We start from the raw sequence: 20,315 nt of genomic DNA, 5'->3' as shown, positions 1-20,315 counted from the left end.
TTTTAATAATCATATATTAAAGTACATTTGTCAACAGATTTTTCTATGTTTCGACTACTGTAATACTTACCATATTATTTAAATTATTTCAAGTATTGTAAACACAGAGCCGTCACATTATGTTAATATAGATTCAAATGGTGTGAGGGTCCCAAAGTTATGCTCTTTTTCGTGCAAGCATGAAACACATAACCTTTGGACCCTCGTATCATCAAATAATTGGAAAATATAAAATTTCCCCGCAGAAGGGAGAATTGATATGAGCTTTTCAACAGATGAAATAGCAGGAATGCTTGCAGAATATGAACAGGATTATAAAACGGGAATGGATATTAAATATATTGCCAGACTAATCTATGATTATACATCCGGTTACCCTTTTTTAGTTTCCCGAATCTGCAAATTAATAGACGAAAAGGTATCATAGCTAAGCCCGCCGCCGGCCTCGCAAATATAATTTCCCCTTGCAACCGGCTGTGGTTTGCCTAATGGTTTTTTCAGATATTATATTTCATCCTGTGTAACCAGCACATATTGTACAAACAGAGCGGCTCCGTTTACCAGCGCCTCTTCATCCAGATCAAAGCGCTCATTGTGCAGTGCATACTTCTGGTCATGTGCTTCATTGCGGCATCCTACAAATGCAAGGCATCCCGGTTTCTTTTCAAGCAGCCAGGCAAAGTCTTCACCTCCGGGAGTTTTTTCGTACTTGACAAGCCCTTCTTCTCCCAGTATCTCCCGCACAGCTCGTTCTGCCCTTGCACTGCTTTTAGGCTCGTTGATTGTTGCGGCGGTCCCGCGGATGAACTCATATTCATACGTGGTACGGAATGTTTCACATGTCCCGGCAATCACCCTCTCGATTTTTTCCGGCAGTATTTCCCTTACCTTCGGGTTAAATGTGCGCACTGTCCCCAGCATTTCCACATTATTCGGAATTATGTTGGCAGCATAGCCTGCATGAATGGAACAAACACTGATAACACAAGTATCTCTGGGGTCTATTTCGCGGCTTACAATGGATTGCAGATCATTTATAACAGCTGCAGAAGCAACAATTGGATCTACGGTGTCCTGAGGCATGGAACCATGGCCTCCCCGGCCCATAATTTTAAACTTAATGGTATCCGCAGATGTAAAACGCGGCCCTTCTTCCACAGAGATTTTCCCTGTTGCAATATACGGGAAAATATGAATTGCAAAAAGATTGTCACACTCCATCACCTCGGCATTATTTAACAGGGTTCTAGCTCCCTGAATCGTCTCCTCCGCCGGCTGAAAGATAAAACGAACCGTGCAGTTTAATTCCTCTTTATGTTCACTTAAAATCTTTGCAGCGCCAAGCAGCATAGACATATGAGAATCGTGCCCGCAGGCATGCATCACCCCTTCGTTTAATGATTTGAAAGTTAAGTCCTTTACTTCTTTAATAGGAAGAGCGTCAATATCTGCTCGAAGGCCAATCACAGGATGCTTTTTTGTACCCTCCAATGTTGCTATCACACCGGTCTTCGGCAGTTTCTTGTAAGGGATTGATAATTTATCAAGTTCTTCGCAGATTTTTTTTGTGGTGGCATATTCCTGCCAGCTCAATTCCGGGTGGCTGTGAAAATGCCGTCGCAAACCAATGATGTATTGTTTTTCGGCCAAAGCCAGTTCATAAGATTTCAACTTAAATCCTCCTCGTTTTATTGATAATTGGTGGCAATCGCAATCCCAAGGAATGCAATCGCAATAACAGTCAGCACAATCTGAAGGGGCCAGAGGAACTTATACCATTTGCGTAAAGGCACCTTTGAAACGGCGAGGAAAATTAAAAGAGTTCCGTTCGTAAACCAGTACATATTGGCAAAGCCGTCCCCAAATTGATATGCTAAAGTTGCAGTTTGTCTGGTGATTCCAAGCATATCCGCCAATGGGATGATAATAGGCATGATCGCGATTGCTTTGCCGCTGCCAGAGGGAATAAGACCGTCTGCAAGGAGAGTCACCACGAAAATGCCTATTGCGGCAAGCCATGGGGAAAAGCCACCCAGTGATTGCGAAAAGAAATGTATGATGGGATCAATCAGGCCTCCCTGGGTCATCACTACCTGAATCGCACGTGCCAGCCCAATAACCAGTGCTCCGTCCACTGCACCCTTAGCACCCTTCACAATGCTCCCCGTGGTGCCATTTACGCCCAAACGCCCGACAAGACCTCCCAAAAGTCCGCCTGCCAGAAATACGGCTGAGAGCTGCTCCATCTCCCAGCTATAATGTAGGACTCCGAAAATAGCCACAACAAATGTAATTCCAAAGATAAGGAGTGCCAGAATCTGATTATTTGTCATCTTGCTGTCTTTTAGAGCGCTGTAGTCTCTTTTAAGACTGCTGTTATCAATACCGTAGACGATACTTTTGGCCGGATTCTTTTTCACTCTGGCAGCATAGACAAGTATATAAATCATGATAACAGTTTCTATTACTACTAACGCAATCAGACGAAGCCACATGCCGGAAAACATGGGCAGCTGTGCTATTTCATGGGATATCCCCACAGTGTATACATTTGTTGGGGATACTGCGAAGCCCATCATGCACACAAAAGCACTGGAAGCCATCCCAACAACAGTGTCATAGCCTAAAGCAAGACAAATAGACACAATGATAGGAACAAAAGGAATAATCTGCTCAGCCCAGCCAAGAAATCCACCTATCAGGGAAAACAACAGCATAATAATCACAAGAACAATGGGGCTTCCAAATTTATCCGAGGCCCGCAGTATTTTTGCTATTCCTTTATCCAGAGCTCCTGTGTCCAGATACACCTGCACAAACCCACCCACGAGCATAACAAGGAACATGATAATGGCAGCACCGACAAGCCCCTGTGGAATAGCAAGGAAGAAATTCCCTATAGATACAGGCGTCCTTTCTACCTTATGAAAACTGCCTTCAACAACCATGGTCCGGCCATTTTCCTCGATACGTTCAAATGCTCCCGGGGAAATGAAATAGGACGCAGCCGCACACACCAGCATTACAAGAAATAGAATGACAAAAGGATTCATGCCGGACGATTTTTTCTTTACCTTCTCCACGCTGATATCTCCTCTTGTTTTTATATAATTTCAACATTTTATTCAATTTCACGTCAGATTATTACATTGCAAAAGCTCTAAAATAATAAAAACAGCAGTGACTTTCAAGCTAAATAGAATGCACTGCTGCTTTGTTAACCTGTCACAAACTCTTTATATATCTTTTCAATTCTCTTCTGTATTAATGCATATGTGCAATGGATCTATATCTGCGCTTTGACTTATCCCCATTTTTTAATTTGAGCAAACATATCATGAATATTAACTTTATTTTCATACAGAAAAAAGCCACTACAAAGGATATCCCTCCATAATGGCCTTAAAATATTTATACTCCCGGCGAAGGTGTGGCTCTGCATGCATTTACAGACCTGTCCAAGACGACCTGTGCATCACTCCCCGTATCAAGAATTGTATTTTGATATGATTCCTTTTCCACCAGTACTGTTATTACATCAAGTGTCTCTAATTTATCAATCGTCAGCAGTGCTCCTACCTGTGCAGAGAAACAGGACTCCTCTGCTGCATCCTGTCCCTCCGATGCCTCGGAAGTTGCTACAATATGATTATCAGAAATATAATTTCCCTTTCCGGAAACAACATGTATTATTACAGGTGTCGCACCTGATGGAGTAATGTACTGCGTATCTATTGTCTCTGAAATGTGATTAGCAATCACAGAATTATTATTGCCGCTAATATACAGAAGACCATATAAATCATCTAAACCATTATCATATTTCTGCATAGGAGGCCAGGGTTCGTGGTCCCGCAGAAAATGATTTGAAGAAACCAGATTTTCTGAACAATTGTCTTTAAATACCAGCATTCCCGGGTAAAATGAATGGAATCTATTACTCGAAATACTAGAGCGTACCACACCGGAAAAATGGACACTGCTTGAACCACGTGGGAAAATATTGTTCGCCGTGATTAAAAGTCCTCCAAAGTTTTGAGCATAAATTGAATATCCTTTATACCCGGCTCCTATCAGGTTATCGGTTATTTTTGAGGCTTGTCCTGAACCTCTTAATTCTATGCAGTTGCCACATTCAGCTATGAAGTTATCATGTATGGCCAGCGCATCTGCATTATAAATAGTAATACCATGCTCCAAATATACAATTCCCATTCCTGTAATCCGAAACGAGTCTCCCGCACTTGCAACATAAATACCTGTTTTTCCATTTATATAGGTATTTTCCGGATCTTTCTCACCTGAACCATCATCCAGAAAATGTAAACCATCAATACAAAAATCAGCAAACTCTACCGAACTTATGCGGGGATCTCCACTCCGCTTAACGTAAAATGCTGCTCCCGCAGATTCCTCATCTCCAGCCTTAAGAGGAATATCCACAAGTATGCGGCTTCCTCCCGGCCACACTTCATGCCAGTCTGCCCATTCACTTTTTGGAGTATTAAAACGGATACTCGAAGATGTAAAACCATGTCCGGAACCCACAATTCTCAGATAGCTGATATCTATAACTACTTGGGTGGTAAGATGATAATCACCTGTCGGAATATAGATAACAGCGCCCGGTTTTCCTCCTTCATTAATATCAGACTTTGTTTGCCTGCTTTTAATATCCGCAATGATACTGTTAATTACTTCCCCGATATCCTCATACGGATTACCAACATTCCATTCCGTTACATTATAATAATTCTTACCTATCATTAATTAATCCTCCTGTCAATTCAATATCAATTATTCAATCCATAGGTTTCCACATCTTTTATAAGCGCACTACCCCCAATTGCCCGAAGCTGCAGCTTATTCTGCTCATCTCCCGCAAATATATTGTTGGAATGATTATTCTGATATTGGTCTGTAAAGATTTCCAGAGAACTCTGGTCAGATAAAATGTGCACATCCAGTTCCTTTTTCCCTTTTAAATACATCAAACTTCTTGAAATGCCCCTGCTCCATCCGTCTGCCGTATTTCTGTCTACAATCAATTCTGCTTTCCTAAAATCAAACAAGCATGTAGTCTTCCTGCCCTCTCCACATCGCAGACTTAATTCCAGCCTGTCAGCATCTGTTTTTTCAAGATCTATCTTCATTTTCAGTTCAAAGCACACTCCGTCTCCGGCTGTCAGTTCTGTCTCTTTTTCTGACACCGCAAGCGTACCTTTGTACTCTGGATTTTCTCGTATAGTCTCCACCTCTGCTATTGGAGGAAACTGCAGTGTACCATCTTCCATCATGCGCACTTCCCTCGGAATATTGAAAGAACCACACCAGCCCTCCTTGTAAGTCGGGCCCCAGTCCTTCCATGCCGGCATCCATTCCCACTCATTGGACCACCCGACCATAACTCTTCTTCCGTCCGGTGTGAGAAGGGACTGGGGTGCATAATAGTCAAGTCCCCAATCGATCTCACCATTTACATGAGAATTAAACCTGCCTGTCTCATAATCAAAATCACCAACCAGGTACACAGCAGTATGTTCACCTGCACCCATAGGCGAAAACGTTAGGACATATTTATCACCCAAGGGATAGAAGTCCGGGCATTCCCACATATACCCCCATTCTCCACGGCTCTCAGCCAATTCATTGAAAAACGTCCAGTGAAACATGTCCTTCGATCGATAGAGTAGTGCCAGCCCTTTATTATTACAGCTTGCGCCACATACCATATAATAAGTATCTTCATGTTTCCATACCTTAGGATCACGGAACTGATCAGTCGGAATACCTTCTGGGGCAGTCAGCACCGGATTCCCTTTATATTTTTCAAAATGAAGTCCATCTTCACTATAGGCAATGCATTGAGTCTGCTCAAATCCTTTTCCTTCATTAGTTGTTCCGGTAAACATCAAAAACAGCTTGCCCTCATGCTCAATTGCACTACCTGAAAAGCATCCACCATGCTGATGATTATCATATGGTTCACTGGGAGCCAGTGCGATCGGCAGATATTCCCAGTGCAGCATGTCATCACTGACAGCATGTCCCCAATGCATGCTGTCCCAGAATCCATGATAAGGATTGTGCTGGAAAAAGAAATGATATTTACCTTTAAAATAAATTAATCCATTAGGATCATTCAGCCAGCCAGTCTGTGGCATAAAATGATAATGCTGACGCATATTTCCATTTTTCACAATATTCTTTTTGCTGTCTATCTCACACTGAGCCTTTTCAATGTTCTGCTGCATTAATTCTTTAGACATAAGACTCCTCCATCGTTTTTAACCCTTTACTGCCCCAGCAGTCATTCCCTGCACAATATATTTCTGAGCCATAAGCGAGATGATCATTACCGGGAAGCTAAACAAAAATGCCCCGGCACACATGGGTCCCAGATCCAAATTATATGCAGACAAAAATCCTGCTAATCCAACCGTAAATGTCTTTGCATTTGTACTGGTTAATAACAGTGCAACAAGAAAATCGTTCCAGGCAAGGAACAAAGTAAATATAAATGCTGTTGCTAACCCCGGTTTACAAATCGGCAGGATAACTTTCCGAAACGTCTGCAGACTATTTGCTCCGTCTACAAATGCTGCCTCATCCAGCGTTGTAGGGATTCCTTCATAAAAACTTAACATCGTCCACATGACAAACGGCATATTAATAGCTGCATACACAATAATCAAGGCGATTCTTGTGTCATATAAGCCCAGATTACAAATCAATTCATAAATCGGCACTACAATACTTGAAGTAGGAATCATCTTCAGGCACAAAACTAAAATAACCAATAGCACAGATAATTTTGCCCCTGAACGCTGAATGGCATATGCCGCAAGAGATCCCAGAATTAATGCAATAATTGTACTGATCAGTGAAACACTCAAACTGTTCATTAAATATTTTAATGCATCCATTCGTTCGAACAACCCCGAAAAGTTCTCAACTGAAAGTACCTTTGGGAAAAATCTTGGTGGGACTGCGATTACTTCTGGCCCTGGTTTAAATGAACATGAAATCACATAGATATATGGAAAAAGCCAAAATACAGTGAGAATCACTGACAAGATTATTCCCAGCTTTTTTCCTATTTCACCCTTTTTCTTCACTTTTTTGCCTCCTATCAAACCGACTAGATATTCTTTTTCTTTGGATTCCAAAGACTCTGCATGAATACCAGCGTAAATACGACTAAAACCGCAATAAATACGACTGCCATTGCACTTGCATAACCGATATTGTTGTACCGTGTCAGTGTCTTGTATATAATAATACTGAGTGTTTCTGAAGAACTATTAGGACCGCCTTCAGTCATCGCCCAGATAATATCAAAGGTTCTGGCTGCGTCAATAATTCTAACTGATAATGCAGTCAGCAAAACTGGTTTGATTACCGGAAGCTTAATAGCAAAAACTTGCTGCAGTGTACTTGCTCCATCTATTTTTGCAGCTTCAATCATACTGGAATCCATTCCCTGCAGTCCGGCCAGTATCATCAACATCATAAATGGTGTTGTGAGCCAGATATCCGCAATACAGCATGCAAGCAGTGACCATCTTTCATCTGCCAGCCACAGAATATCACTGGGACTTGACAGGATTCCTATCCTTGTCAAAAGTTCATTCACAATTCCAAAACTGGAGCTCATCATTAACTTCCATGTAAGACCTGCTACTAATGGTGCTATCATGAGAGGTGCCATCATAAGGGAGCGGACAATCTTGCTGCCTTTATAATCTAATTCAAAAAATAATGCAAATAATAAACCTAAAGCCGTCTCAACTCCTACGGCTATCACGATATAAACCAATGTATTCTTTAACTGCTTTAAAAAACCGCCGGCTGTAAATGCATGCATGTAATTTTCCAAACCAATAAATGTTTTATCACCTGTAATCCCAATTTCAAAGAAACTGTCAATTACCATTGTAATAATTGGATATATAAGAAATGCACCCATGAATATTGCACCCGGAAGAAAGAATAATAATAAGGTTTTTCTTGAAATCAATTTCATTCCTGCATACCACCTTTTTAAAACAGAGGGTCATTCCCCGCTTATGTCTTCCTAAACTTTTTGGAATGCCCTCTGTTAATCATTTCATCTGTTCAAACACGCTGCTTCAGCTACTTACCAATTGCTTCAATTTCAGTTTTTGCTGTTTCAAGAGTCTTTTTTACATCTGCTCCGCCTATGCTGGATTCTACAACGTTTGTCAGAACTTCCTCAATCTGAGACCATGTTGCCACCATAGGTCTTGCCTGTGACTGTTTAGCTCCTAAGGTTTCAAGAACTGCTGTTGTATGCTCATTGCCCGGCGTTTTACCTGCTTCTTCGTATACAGATGTTCTTCCCGCAATCTTTAATGTAAGATCCATATAATCTGCATTGTGATCATACATGAATTTCACATACTTTTTAGCCATCTCTTTGTTTTCAGAATTCTTCATTACACATTCATACCAGGGACCTGTAGTTGCTCCGATACCGGCGCTTCCGCCAATCATCGGTGCACAGCCCACTTTATCTTCTCCAAGGACCTCTACTGCTGCCGGGTATTGATGGCTCCAATTTAGCTGCATTGCAACTTTTCCGTTAGTAAAGAGTTCCTGAGACTCTGTAGCTGCTGTTGAAAGTGAGTCTGCCGGTGTGTAATCAGCATCAGCGTTCTCCACCATAAAATTCAATGCATCTACATAAGGCTGGTCAGTAATATTTACATTGCCATCTTTATCAAACACAAGTCCTTCTGCACCGGCCTGGCATGCAAAATCAAGGAAAGAGCAGACTGCATCAGTGCCACTGCCGAAAACAGTTGTCCCACTCATATCATCGGTATTCAGTTCTTTTGCAAGTGTCTGGTACTCTTCCCATGTCTTTGGAACCTTATCTTCAGGAATGAGATCTTTTCTGTAAATCAATATTTTTGTGTTTACCCACATAGGATACCCGACAAGATTTCCATCAATCGTTCCACTATCCTTTAACGTGGGAAGAAAATCACTTGTGTCTGCATCATTTATTGGTTCAATTGCATCAGCAAATGCGGCTAACCAGACTACGTCCATACCTGCCACATCATGTGCAGCCTGCTTTGCCTTAATCTCTGTAGAAAGCTTGTCATACATTCCAGTGTACGCAACCGCATCAATAACAACCTTGCACCCCGTCTCCTCTTCAAAGGCTTCTGCTGTATCTTTCGCCAAAGCCTCGGCAGGCGAACCGCTTTCCACCAAAATTGTAATACTTTTCCCGCTGTTCTGGGCCTTCTTTGTGTCTTTCTTTGAGCCACATCCGACTACCATTGTTCCTATCATTGCTGCTGCAAGCATGATACTAAGAATTCTTTTTTTCATTCTCTTCCTCCTTTTTCAGCTCATAAATAAATTGTTACCAATTCTATAATCCATATTCCTACTCTCTCGCAAGCTATGTAATTCATTCCCCTCTTTGTGGAACGCGTTCCATACCCCTGAAAAATAAAAAAGGCAACCGTACATTTGGCATGTGGAATGGGTTCCATATGCCCGAAAAAAATTTGTGACAGTTTTTCTTTACATTTTTCATTATAATCTTTTCATCAAATATGTCAATGCTTTTTTACTTTCATTATACAATTGTTGTGTTCCCCTTTCTAAGCTGCACTCCCAAAACAACCTGTTTATTCCTATACTCTTTCCCACCGATCAGATTGCTCAACAGCCGGACTGATTCTCTTGCAAGGCCTTCAACAGGCTGCACGACAGCTGTCATCTTCGGTTCCACCATTTTCGTGATGAATGTTCCGTCATAGGCAACAAATTTCACATCCCGGGGTATTTTCAGATGTTTTCGGATAGCCTCATTCATACACTCAATGGTCAGCCAGTCGACAGCAAACACACCGTCGAAATCAAATCCTCTTGAAAAAACATCTTCAACAACTTCAAGATAGTATTCCGGATCAAAGCGATTCCATTTCAGTTCATATGAATAGGTCTCTATATGATTCTTTTTCATAATACGTTCAAACTCATAGTGTCTTTCATGATATGGGGACTCAACTGTTGTGGCTCCTCTGAAATGCAGAATCCTTTTACAACCGTTGCTGATCAAAGCCTCTGCTGCCAGTCGGCCGCCCTCCTTGTGATCGACTGCCACCACCGGAATATGGTCCCCCAGGTATCGATCCAGAGCAACAATGGGCTTATGAATCTTTTTGTACTCTTCCACATCCAAAGAATGCACGCCCGTAATCACGCCATCTACAATGTGCCGATTCAGCATATCCAGGTATTCAAGTTCCGCATTGCTTTCCTTTACTGTATTGCAGAGCATCATCTTAAATCCGGCTTTATATAACTCAGCTTCCACGTAATCAACAAATTCCGCAAAAAACGGATTAGACACATTTGGAACGAGTACTGCAATAATTCCTGTACGTTTATGGTAAAGATTTCTGGCAAGTTCATTCGGAGTATAGTTCAATTCCCGCATTGCAATCTCAATCTTCTCCCTGGTCTCCTCTGCCACATAACCACTGTCATTGAGCATCCTGGATACAGTCCCCACACCGACACCGGCCCTTTTGGCTACATCCTTAATCCCTGCCACTACATTTCACCTCCACCAAAGAATCTTCTTTAAATTGCACAATTGAAAAATATGTCATGTCTGCAATTTTTTATTCTGCAGCTTAACATTATATTTTTTATAAGAAAAAGTCAACTGTATTTGTAATCTTGGTATGACACCTTTAAGCCCAAAACTAAAAAAAATATATCCAATAATTTGCCCATAGCAGCTATCCTGCGAATAAATTACCCAGATTACATGCTTCCCCGTATCACATCAATTAATGTAATATCAGCTGGCAACCATTCCACAGATTCCAGCCTGTCTTTTGATAACCACTTTGCGGCCTTATGTTCCTTAAGAACTAAATCTCCCGATATTATCTTACACCAGAAACAATCCATGGAAAGATGAAAAGTAGGATAATCATATTCAATCGTATCTATCAGATCGCCGACTGAAATTTCAGTGTCCAGTTCCTCCATAACTTCTCTTTTAAGTGCCTGTCGAGGTGTCTCTCCCGCCTCAATCTTACCTCCCGGGAACTCCCAGCCGCCTTTTAACTCTCCATATCCACGCTGGGTAGCAAATATTCTTCCGTCAGCTTCGATTACAGCCGCTGCAACTCTCACTGTTTTCATCCTATCGTTTCCCCCTCTTTTTCTAATCCACTCTCTAAATAACGCAGCAGATCTTCCCGAACAGCATGGTGCATTTTCATTGTCACCTTAGTAATTACCTGCTGTTTCCCTTTGTTATTTGTCTTCTGTGCTTCTTTTGTATCAATTACATCAAATTCTCCCATATAATAAAAACTTGATTCTGCGTCATTCTTTTTTACCATAAGATGTTTATTCCTGGCTGTCATTACTTCATTCATATATGAGCTGTCGAGCCCTTTTCCTATTTGAGAATCCCAGCAAAAGAGCATATTATTCTCAAATTCATCAGCATAGTCTGGTTTCCCTTCTGCATAAATCTTATCTCCATCCTCGTTTTCGGCTTTGTGATATGTAACAAAAATGAAAACATCCTCTTCTATTCGTTTCATCCCATACATTATAGAAGAGAGATCCTTCTCACAGTTCATAAGCAAACTTACATCCCGCCTGGAATATTTTTCATAAAGAACAAATGGACTTCCTTCAACCTTTCCCGTTGAGTATTTATCCTTGTATCTATGTAGTCCCACCGAAACTATATCATTGAGCTGCTTATAAAACTCTCTGTGCTGTAATTGTTCAGCATAACTTTGCATTCTTTCAAGAGCTGATCCTCTATTATATCGAAGGATATCGATGTGGCAATACTTTTGATATTCTTGCTCTTTACTTACAAAATGCCCTTGTAATACATTCACTGCATTTTCTATAGAATTTAAATCTATACTAAGACCATATTCGGATTTGAAATCTCTTTGCAATTTATCTATAGGTATTTCTTCTTTATTAAAAAGTTGTTTTAGGATTTCCAACTCATAGGGCCTTGCTCCGCTTAAAATGGTTTTGGAAAGATACTCCAAAGTTAGTTTTTCATCCTCTGTAATTACGTCGATATATGACTCCTTTTCTACGGATTCCAGAAATATCTGATAAGTTTTATATTCTCTTATTATGACCAGAGGGTCCACTTCACCATTCTCATAGAAATCTAAAAGATATGGAACCTTGCCAATTCTATTTTTCAGCGAAATGTAGCTCTCTCTGATAATTGCCCGAATACCTTTAATCTTGTCAATTGAGTTAAAAATCCTTTCTTTTGCAATCTCGTCAAAATGAACTGTAGAGGCACCCGGGATTATGCTGTTTCCGCTGATTACATACTTTCCGATAACATCCGCATTGTACGTGCGGTCACCAGATAGGGCAATTGGAATCATGAAATTATTTGTATAATTTCCAATGAAGTCAAGAATAACCACATATTCCTTTCTATCCGCCTTACGTAGGCCTCTCCCCAACTGCTGAATAAACACAATCGGTGATTCTGTTGGACGGAGCATAATCACCTGGTTTACCTCCACAATATCAACACCCTCATTAAGTATCTCCACTGAAAAAATATAATCCAAAGGCTGCATCTCTTCTGTCGCGTTTTCCTCATTCATGGCTAATCGTTCAAATGCTTTTGCACGTTCATTATCAGAAGCATTTCCATTTAAAGCTATTGTTCGATAACCGGCTTCATTGAACCTTGCAGACAGTTCCTCAGATTCATCAATCCTACTGCAAAAAATTAAACCTTTGACACGTTCCCCACTATACCCATAATACTCAGCCTGTTCTATGATATTCATTACACGTTGATCATTAACTAGCTGACTAAAATTCTTTGCAGAAAGCTTTTTTGATTTAAGTTCCTTATCTTTCAGGACGGATATATCACTGATGCCAAAATAGTGAAACGGACACAGCATATTTTCTTCCATTGCCTGCTGCAAACGAATTTCATACGCGATCTGATAATGGAAGAGTTCATAAATGTTTCTTCCCTCAATATTATCATCACGTTTATCAGGAGTTGCCGTCATTCCTAACCACAGTTTCGGTTTGAAATAATCCATAATCTTCTGATATGTATCTGCAGAACTATGATGTGCTTCATCTAGAATAATACAATCAAAATCTTCAGGGTTATATCGTAATAGATGTTCATCACGGTTTAATGTCTGAACAGTTGCAAATACATAATCCTTATCATAATCATAGGAGCCGGCCCCCAACAATCCCATAGATACCGACTTATCAAATATACGTTTATAAGATTTCTTCGTCTGTCTTGCAAGCTGTCCTCTATGTACAAGAAACAAGACTCTCTTAAATCCCAATTCACGCATAGCAAAGGCGGAAGCATATGTCTTACCTGTACCTGTTGCAGATATCAACAATGCTCTATCCTCTCCAGCTTCAAGAATCTTTCTAAGATTTGTTATGAATCCCGTCTGCATGGAATTGGGCTGCAATTTATACTTTTCTATGGAAGGGATTTCATCCTGTCGAGCAATTTCTCTCTGATGTTTAATAATGTTGTACCGAACCTTATAGGTCTCATAAAAATCATCAAATTCCAATGCATAATCCGAATTCCAAAGTTCACAAAACTCTTCAACGATCTCCTGTGCATACTCGCCCTGTTCTGTAGAAATCAACCTGGTGTTCCACTCCCGATTGCTTGTCAGCGCAGCACTTGTTATGTTAGAACTTCCCACAATAATCCTATAAATTTCTTCCTTTTTAAAAATATATCCCTTCGTGTGAAACCCTTCATCTGCAGCTTCCACATCATACATTTTTAATGTAATATTTTGTAACCCATTAAGCTTTTCCAAAGCAGACGGTTCACTAAAATTCAAGTAATTTGTTGTAAGAATCTGCCCTGGTATCTCCTTCTTTTCAAGCTCCTTTAGAGTTTGCAAAAGTGGTGTAATCCCACCCATCGTAATAAATGCAACACTAATTTGGAAACAATCACATACCAGAAGCTCATCTTCGATAGATGATAAAACTTTCTTCCCTTCCTTGTGATTATTTGATATAAATTGCGGTTTGTATGCCAAATTAGAAGATAAAGTTCCATTTATAAATGCAGTATCAAATCCACTTCTTAGTTCACTTAATTTTTCTTCCGTCATCTATCCAGTTCCCCATTCTATCTCAAATTCCTCTGTAATATTAATTTGATGATCCATTCGCTGCTGCTGCACTGCTGGCTGCTATTGCCGCACACATAGCCGCCTCCTGGGCTATAATTACAGCAATGGTGCCATTTACAGCCGCTGTCTGCAGTGTACTATCGTCTGTATAATCCCTTTCCGCCAATATGCCTGCATACATCAGCCTCTGCTTTCTTGTAACACTTCCAAATAACCCAAAACCTTTCTGAACGGATAACCAATCATCTATTTGTGCCATTTCGTGGACAACCTCATCAAGATCTGCTCCCGTCATAGCCAGGACTCCCAGGGTCGGAAGTTCATAGCCTGTTCCATATTTGCGTCCTGATTCTTTGAGCTTATAAGATAGTGTCATGGTTCTATCACACTTGTCCTGTGCCGTACCTTCATACAATGCCAGTACATGGCTAAGTGATTGTACCGAATTGGCGGTAAAAAAGTTTCCCTTTAAAATCTGATAACAAGCTTCTATATCCTCAATCAATTCGTCATCTGTTTTTTCAGACAAAGCTATCATAGCACAGAGGGCACTGTCCTCACCGGATGTCAGAAATGGATGTTCTGCTTTCATTCGATTATAAATCTCTCTGGTTCTTACAGCTATCTGTTTATACTGGTACGGCTCTGCCATTCGTGTAAGGACCATGGCAGCAATCGGCAGGTAGCTTGAGCTCCAGAACTCTTTTTTTAACAATTCATATACTTTCAAACCTTTATCCAAAGTCCCCTCCGGATTGCCGCTGACTGCCAGCATAGCAGCAATCGGAGAGCGTGCAGTACCCCTAAAATTTGAAAATACGCCAGCTTTCTTCTTCAGCAGCTCCTTGCTCTGTTTTAATTCTGCAACATCTACATTCTTTCCCTTTTCTGAATAAATTCCCGCACAGCAAAGCTGGATCAATCCCCCGTCCCATGTAAACACAGATTTTACCTTATCACGGTTATCAATCAGCTGTTCACAGCGTTTCCTTGTTAATTCATTCATATATAGCCTCCGTTTACATTGATATATAACAACTCCAAATAACAGTAACTTCTATCTCCTTCCGCTTGTTTAGATATTTAGACTATTTCAGCCTTCGAATATTTTTTAGTATATCATTTATGTCTTGCAAGTTCAAACAATTAGATACCTCCATCTCCATTGACTTCCCACTATTGCCCAGATATAATGAACTCAAAGAAAACAAAGGAGGTTCGGGAGATGGCAGTTTATAAATGTTCCGTGTGTGGTACGATTTATGATGAGGAAAAAGAAGGAGTACCTATTTCAGAACTAAAACAATGTCCAGTCTGTAAGCAGCTCATAGAAAAGTTCATCAAAATATCCGATGATAATGATGATGAACAGAGGGAAAAGCATTCCGACAAATATATAAGTGATGCAAAGGAAGCTAAAGAAACGGAATCTGTAGAAGAGAAAATCAAGAAGAAAAGCTCCGAAGCAGACACAGATATGCAGGATCTTTCTTATGACAGCAGGTTCAGAAGGGAGGACCCCGACAGCCGATATATGAGTGAAATCCATGAGATGGCAGTCACTGGGAAAAGTGTTCATGCTGCCATGGGAACCACCATGCCCATGCCTGACTGGGATGAAATCTTGATTTTAGGAGCACAATTAAATCCTATGCCGCTGGAGAAGAATGCGCCTGTTAATATTACAACTGTAATTGGAAAAAATGCAAAAAGGCCGATGATTCTTGCCGGTCCGGTATACATATCCCACATGTCCTTCGGCACACTGTCAAGAGAGGCAAAAATAGCACTCTCAAAAGGTTCAGCCATGGCACAGACTGCCATGTGTTCCGGCGAGGGCGGTATACTGCCGGATGAAATGGATGCAGCCCACAAGTATATATTTGAATATGTTCCGAACAAGTACAGTGATTCTGATAAGAACCTGAAAAATTCAGATGCAATCGAAATTAAGATCGGCCAGGGAACCAAACCCGGTATGGGCGGGCATCTCCCTGGATCAAAGGTAACACCGGAAATTGCCTCCGTAAGGAACACTCCCCTGGGCCAGGATGTCATCAGTCCTTCCCGTTTCCCGGGAATTGATACAAAAGACGACTTAAAAGCGCTGGTAGAGACACTGCGCCGCCGTTCGGACGGCCGTCCAATCGGAATAAAGATAGCGGCAGGCAGAATTGAAAGAGATCTGGATTATTGTTTGTTTGCGGAACCGGATTTTATTACAATTGACGGACGGGGCGGTGCCACGGGATCCAGTCCCTGGCTTTTAAGAGATGCTACAAGTGTTCCCACGATTTATGCGTTATATCGGGCCAGAAAGTATTTGGATGAAAGACATGCAGATATCGACCTGGTGATTACCGGAGGCTTAAGAGTTTCTTCGGATTTTACAAAAGCACTTGCAATGGGCGCCAACGCGGTGGCTGTTGCGACAGCCGGGCTGATGGCTGTGGGCTGCCAGCAATATCGAATCTGCGGAAGCGGAAATTGCCCCATGGGAGTAGCTACCCAGGACCGGGCACTCCGATATTCACCAGCTAAGCGTAGCAGACTTGTGTACAGTCAGCAAAGAAATTTCTGAATACACAAATATACCTCATGCCTGATTAAGAGACACGCAGTACCGGCCGAACCTAATCAGCCGGTACTGCCTGGATTCTAGAATCCTTATTTACATTTTTTTCAAGATCATTCTCCGTAAAATCTATATTTGAAGATACTCCTAAAAACTCCGTAGTAAAAGGGCTCTTAATAAATTCAAGCTACCGTGGGACCATGAATGGATTCTCCCAGCCCGTTCATTAGACCAAGACTTTTCAGTATGTTGTCTGTCTATAATGCCGTCTGTCACAACCTTCTAATATATAAAACAGCAAATGCCACTTTTCTGACATGTCTATTATAATATGAGTTATATGAAAGCACAACGAAATGCTGTGCGATTTTATTTCAACAGCATTTCATAGGTGAACCGTCCCATGCACTTTTTGAGGAGCACCCAGGCGAGCAGTGCACATACTGCACCCGCCCCCAACAGAATCCATGCGTTCAAGAGCAATACCCCCGTGAACTGGCCGACCAACAACAGGATAAGTGGGACAATCAGAAATACGGCGCTCTGCTGGGATTCCTCCACACTCTGTGCTTTGGCGGAGCCACGGACAATCAGCGTTACAGCAATCAATGAGATCGCCGGGGAAATCAGCAGAAGGATAATCAGCCAACTGATGCCGGGCAGTAGGAAGCTTCCCATCAGAAAAAAGACCTCCGTTTCAAACACCAGTAACATGGCGCAGAAGGAAATCAGGGATACCATCATGCTCAGCAGAAAGGATGCTATGACCTTGGAACGGAAAATTTGCCTGACCGACAAAGGACAGTAAAGCAATGTTTCCAGAGTATGTTTTTCCTTTTCTCCCACAAAGGAGCTGGCTGCCATAACAGAAGCGGCCATAATGGGAATAATCAGGAAAAATACCGGGAGAATGAAGTTGAGAAGAAGCCCGGCAATTGTCAGTTCCAGGCTTTCGGAGTGCGCCGCCTGGGGCAGCAATTCCAAAAGCTTCTGAATATCCGGGTCGTCCGGCGTAAAATAAATCAGGAATACAAAGACAGATGGCAAAATAATTGTAAGAACCAGCGGAACAACCAAAAGTCCGATAAACAGGTTTTTATTGGCAGTAACACTGCGAAAATCCTTTTTGACGATAGCAATCATAGCGCTTTTCAAAATGTATCCCCCTTCCCTTTGGCTGTGAGCGCAAAGTAAATATCCTCCAGCGAAGGCCTTTTAGCTGCCACAGCATAGATGTCCCCACCGCCCTCTACGATCTGACGGACGAGCCTTGGGATTTCATCGTCAGGCCGAAGTACCATTTCATATTGCTGTTCTCCGGTTTTTTGAAACGGTAATCCCTCTGGTATATTATTGGCACGGATTTGAAGCGTTGCAGCAGAGAATACCTTCTCCCGCAGTTCCTCAAGCGTTCCAGCAGCCAGCAATTTCCCTTCCTCAATCAGGCCGTACCGAGTACAGATTTCCTGCGCATACCGCAGCTGATGGGTACAGAGAAAAATTGTGATTCCTTCTCGTTTCGCCAATTCCTGTATCAATTGGTTGACATTTTGGGCGCTTTCAGGGTCGAGGCCGGAAGTCGGTTCGTCGAGGAAAAGCACTTTAGGCCTATGAATTAACGCCCTGGCCAGAGAGAGCCTTTGCCGCATACCAGTTGAGTAAGCGGATAACTTTTGATCTTTGGCTTGCTCCAGGTCCAACTGTTTTAATAAAGATTCGGCACGTTTTTGAGCCTCGTTTTTTGAAATTCCGAATATGGAGGCATAAAAGATCAGGTTCTGCATCCCGGTCAGAGTGTTATACATCTGGGCATGCTCTGTTACTACTCCGGACAGGGCGTGGACTTTTTCGGGTTTCTTGGCCGAATCCAAACCGAGCACCTGACAGCTTCCTTCTGAAGGAGTGAGCATCCCATTTAACAGTTTCACCGTGGTGGTTTTTCCGGCACCATTTGGCCCTAGAAAGCCAAACACTTCTCCCTGATCCAAGGAAACAGAAATCTGCTTGACCGCCTGTTTCCCGCCGGAATAGGTTTTTGAAAGGTTTTGTAAAGCAACCGCATCCATATTATTTTTTCTCCCTATTCGATTATATTTTTGATGAATTGAAAACACTACGTTTGAGTGTGGTGATTTTCCACTTCATTCGTATTCCCGATATTCGTTCACAGCAAACACATAATTCAATTCTTCGTAGTTTCTCCAAATTAGACATAAATTGATCCGGATAAATATCACTTCCATTGTAACCCAGGCTCCCATTCGGAGGGAATGACAGATGTCCAGAAACATTTCTTCATCAAACTCAGACTTTTTTATGCAATCCTCACATAACAGTCCTAATCCCGTCCAGTCACATTGTATACAATACTCTTCGCCGCCGTATTTGTCTATTCATTTTGATGTCCTGATCATAGCGTTACCTCCACGTAGTTCATAATTTCATCTCTTAATCCTAGTTTCTCGGCATACATAAGCAAAACATCCATCTTCTTCTCTGAACTGCTCATATATTCCTTCATTGTCGTTTGAAAGGTCTGAACCTCAACATTACTGCGTGGGGCAATCATATCACAAATGCATCTCTCTTTATCATAAACCCTTAATAAATTTCTATAATTAGACTCGACTTCAATAACTCCCATTTGATATAACACTATTCTCATCTTAAAAAGGAAAACCCCACAGATGAGAGCTTAGTTTGGCGACCCGGCGACTCATTCTGTAAGGTTTAATTACATGTATTAGTATAAAGCCTTTTTGCTTCTTTTTCAAGTATATTCGCGCTCCACCTACAAGGATTTTTGTAACCATTAACAATTATCTTTTTCAGGAGGGCTCATTTTATGAATGAGGCAAACACAAACTATTTAAAACAACATATCGATATTCTTTCGTTTCGTAATCTGCACCTAACGCAGCTCCAATAATTGATCTTTGTCTCCGAATATAAGCTGATTCATCCATTCAATACTCTCATGTACATTCGCGTCGCATTTTTCAATTTGATTGACAAACTGTTCGCGATCCAGGACTTCATATGCTATTAGCATTGATTCCCATATAGATAACATCTCATAAAAGTTTTACTTCAGCAAGTTCGAACTCTCTGGTTCCAACATGATAGAAAGTTTCTCACCCAATCTGTTCCTTGATAATTTCAATACCAAGCTTATCTGTCAGATCCTGAAAGTCAGCATAGGTACTCTTATGTTCTGCTGTCACTTCCTATTTTTCTAATTCTTCTAAAACTTGTGTCATGGTAAGACTATGATCATCATCTGTTTTTTCTAACATGATTCTTGTCAGATAATTCAGTTTAAACTTTTGATTGGTTCCTCTGGACATTATTTCACCTCCATGTATCCCCAAAGCTCATCATCCGTTCCAAAGGGATCTGGTGCTAGTATATAAGTGTGGACACGAAAAGTTGAACAATCTATAATAATCAAAAAGGAGAGTTCAACCAATGGCAAAAAATCAAAAATCCTATACTCCAGAATTCAAACAGCAGATCGTAGATCT

At 41.3% G+C, this 20,315-nt stretch carries 16 protein-coding genes and 1 pseudogene; 2 read left to right on the top strand and 15 right to left on the bottom strand.

The features are described 5' to 3' along the window. Positions 1–259 precede the first annotated feature (259 nt). A complete protein-coding gene (locus BN3456_RS15730; protein ID WP_176699222.1) occupies positions 260–427 on the top strand; it encodes a hypothetical protein in 168 nt (55 codons plus the stop codon). A 77-nt stretch (positions 428–504) separates the two neighbouring features. On the opposite strand, the gene BN3456_RS15240 is transcribed toward BN3456_RS15730, so the two are convergent. The 11 genes from BN3456_RS15240 to BN3456_RS15190 form a co-directional block, all read right to left on the bottom strand. Beyond that, entirely contained in the window at positions 505–1,671 is a 1,167-nt protein-coding gene (locus BN3456_RS15240) for a M20 metallopeptidase family protein (protein WP_089985624.1), read from the bottom strand. A 17-nt stretch (positions 1,672–1,688) separates the two neighbouring features. Then, positions 1,689–3,083, bottom strand: coding sequence for a YfcC family protein (locus BN3456_RS15235; protein ID WP_242862904.1), 1,395 nt, complete (start codon positions 3,081–3,083; stop codon positions 1,689–1,691). Between the two features lie 328 nt (positions 3,084–3,411). Continuing rightward, entirely contained in the window at positions 3,412–4,767 is a 1,356-nt protein-coding gene (locus BN3456_RS15230; RefSeq protein ID WP_089985623.1) for a NosD domain-containing protein, read from the bottom strand. 26 nt (positions 4,768–4,793) lie between these two features. Further along, complete coding sequence (locus tag BN3456_RS15225; protein ID WP_089985621.1) at positions 4,794–6,269, bottom strand: glycoside hydrolase family 32 protein; 1,476 nt, start codon at positions 6,267–6,269, stop codon at positions 4,794–4,796. Positions 6,270–6,287: 18 nt separating this feature from the next. Beyond that, on the bottom strand, positions 6,288–7,118 hold the full coding sequence (locus tag BN3456_RS15220) for a carbohydrate ABC transporter permease (protein WP_089985619.1): 831 nt from the start codon (positions 7,116–7,118) through the stop codon (positions 6,288–6,290). Positions 7,119–7,141: 23 nt separating this feature from the next. Further along, positions 7,142–8,026: a carbohydrate ABC transporter permease gene (locus BN3456_RS15215; RefSeq protein WP_089985618.1), complete on the bottom strand. Its 885-nt coding sequence runs from the start codon at positions 8,024–8,026 to the stop codon at positions 7,142–7,144. A gap of 110 nt (positions 8,027–8,136) precedes the next feature. Further along, positions 8,137–9,366, bottom strand: a complete 1,230-nt coding sequence (locus BN3456_RS15210; protein ID WP_089985616.1) for an ABC transporter substrate-binding protein — start codon at positions 9,364–9,366, stop codon at positions 8,137–8,139. Positions 9,367–9,619: 253 nt separating this feature from the next. Then, entirely contained in the window at positions 9,620–10,603 is a 984-nt protein-coding gene (locus BN3456_RS15205) for a LacI family DNA-binding transcriptional regulator (protein WP_089985614.1), read from the bottom strand. A gap of 215 nt (positions 10,604–10,818) precedes the next feature. Further along, positions 10,819–11,205, bottom strand: coding sequence for a (deoxy)nucleoside triphosphate pyrophosphohydrolase (locus BN3456_RS15200; protein WP_089985613.1), 387 nt, complete (start codon positions 11,203–11,205; stop codon positions 10,819–10,821). Beyond that, the gene (locus tag BN3456_RS15195; protein ID WP_089985611.1) at positions 11,202–14,195 is read right to left on the bottom strand and encodes a DEAD/DEAH box helicase; all 2,994 of its coding nucleotides are present in this window, start codon (positions 14,193–14,195) and stop codon (positions 11,202–11,204) included. Before BN3456_RS15195 ends, BN3456_RS15200 begins: the two co-directional genes overlap by 4 nt. A 40-nt stretch (positions 14,196–14,235) precedes the next feature. Beyond that, positions 14,236–15,222, bottom strand: coding sequence for a DUF4003 family protein (locus tag BN3456_RS15190; RefSeq protein WP_089985608.1), 987 nt, complete (start codon positions 15,220–15,222; stop codon positions 14,236–14,238). 219 nt (positions 15,223–15,441) lie between these two features. Between BN3456_RS15190 and BN3456_RS15185 the strand changes: the two are divergent. After that, a pseudogene (locus BN3456_RS15185) lies at positions 15,442–16,822 on the top strand (glutamate synthase-related protein). Positions 16,823–17,160: 338 nt separating this feature from the next. Here BN3456_RS15185 and BN3456_RS15180 read toward each other — a convergent pair. The 4 genes from BN3456_RS15180 to BN3456_RS15995 all read right to left on the bottom strand — a co-directional run bounded on the left by BN3456_RS15180 (position 17,161) and on the right by BN3456_RS15995 (position 19,843). Next, positions 17,161–17,946 (bottom strand): ABC transporter permease subunit, encoded by a 786-nt coding sequence (locus BN3456_RS15180; protein WP_176699221.1) that lies wholly within the window; start codon positions 17,944–17,946, stop codon positions 17,161–17,163. Next, a complete protein-coding gene (locus BN3456_RS15175; protein WP_089985607.1) occupies positions 17,943–18,857 on the bottom strand; it encodes an ABC transporter ATP-binding protein in 915 nt (304 codons plus the stop codon). Before BN3456_RS15175 ends, BN3456_RS15180 begins: the two co-directional genes overlap by 4 nt. Positions 18,858–19,201: 344 nt before the next feature. Beyond that, positions 19,202–19,435 (bottom strand): hypothetical protein, encoded by a 234-nt coding sequence (locus BN3456_RS16000; RefSeq protein WP_089985605.1) that lies wholly within the window; start codon positions 19,433–19,435, stop codon positions 19,202–19,204. A gap of 267 nt (positions 19,436–19,702) precedes the next feature. Beyond that, positions 19,703–19,843: a hypothetical protein gene (locus BN3456_RS15995; protein WP_176699220.1), complete on the bottom strand. Its 141-nt coding sequence runs from the start codon at positions 19,841–19,843 to the stop codon at positions 19,703–19,705. Between the last annotated feature and the right edge of the window lie 472 nt (positions 19,844–20,315).

It is taken from the genome of Clostridium sp. C105KSO13 (assembly GCF_001517425.1).
GTDB lineage: Bacteria > Bacillota > Clostridia > Lachnospirales > Lachnospiraceae > Muricomes.
The sequence above is the reverse complement of the archived record's forward strand: the minus strand, read 5'-3'. Positions and strand labels throughout refer to the sequence as shown.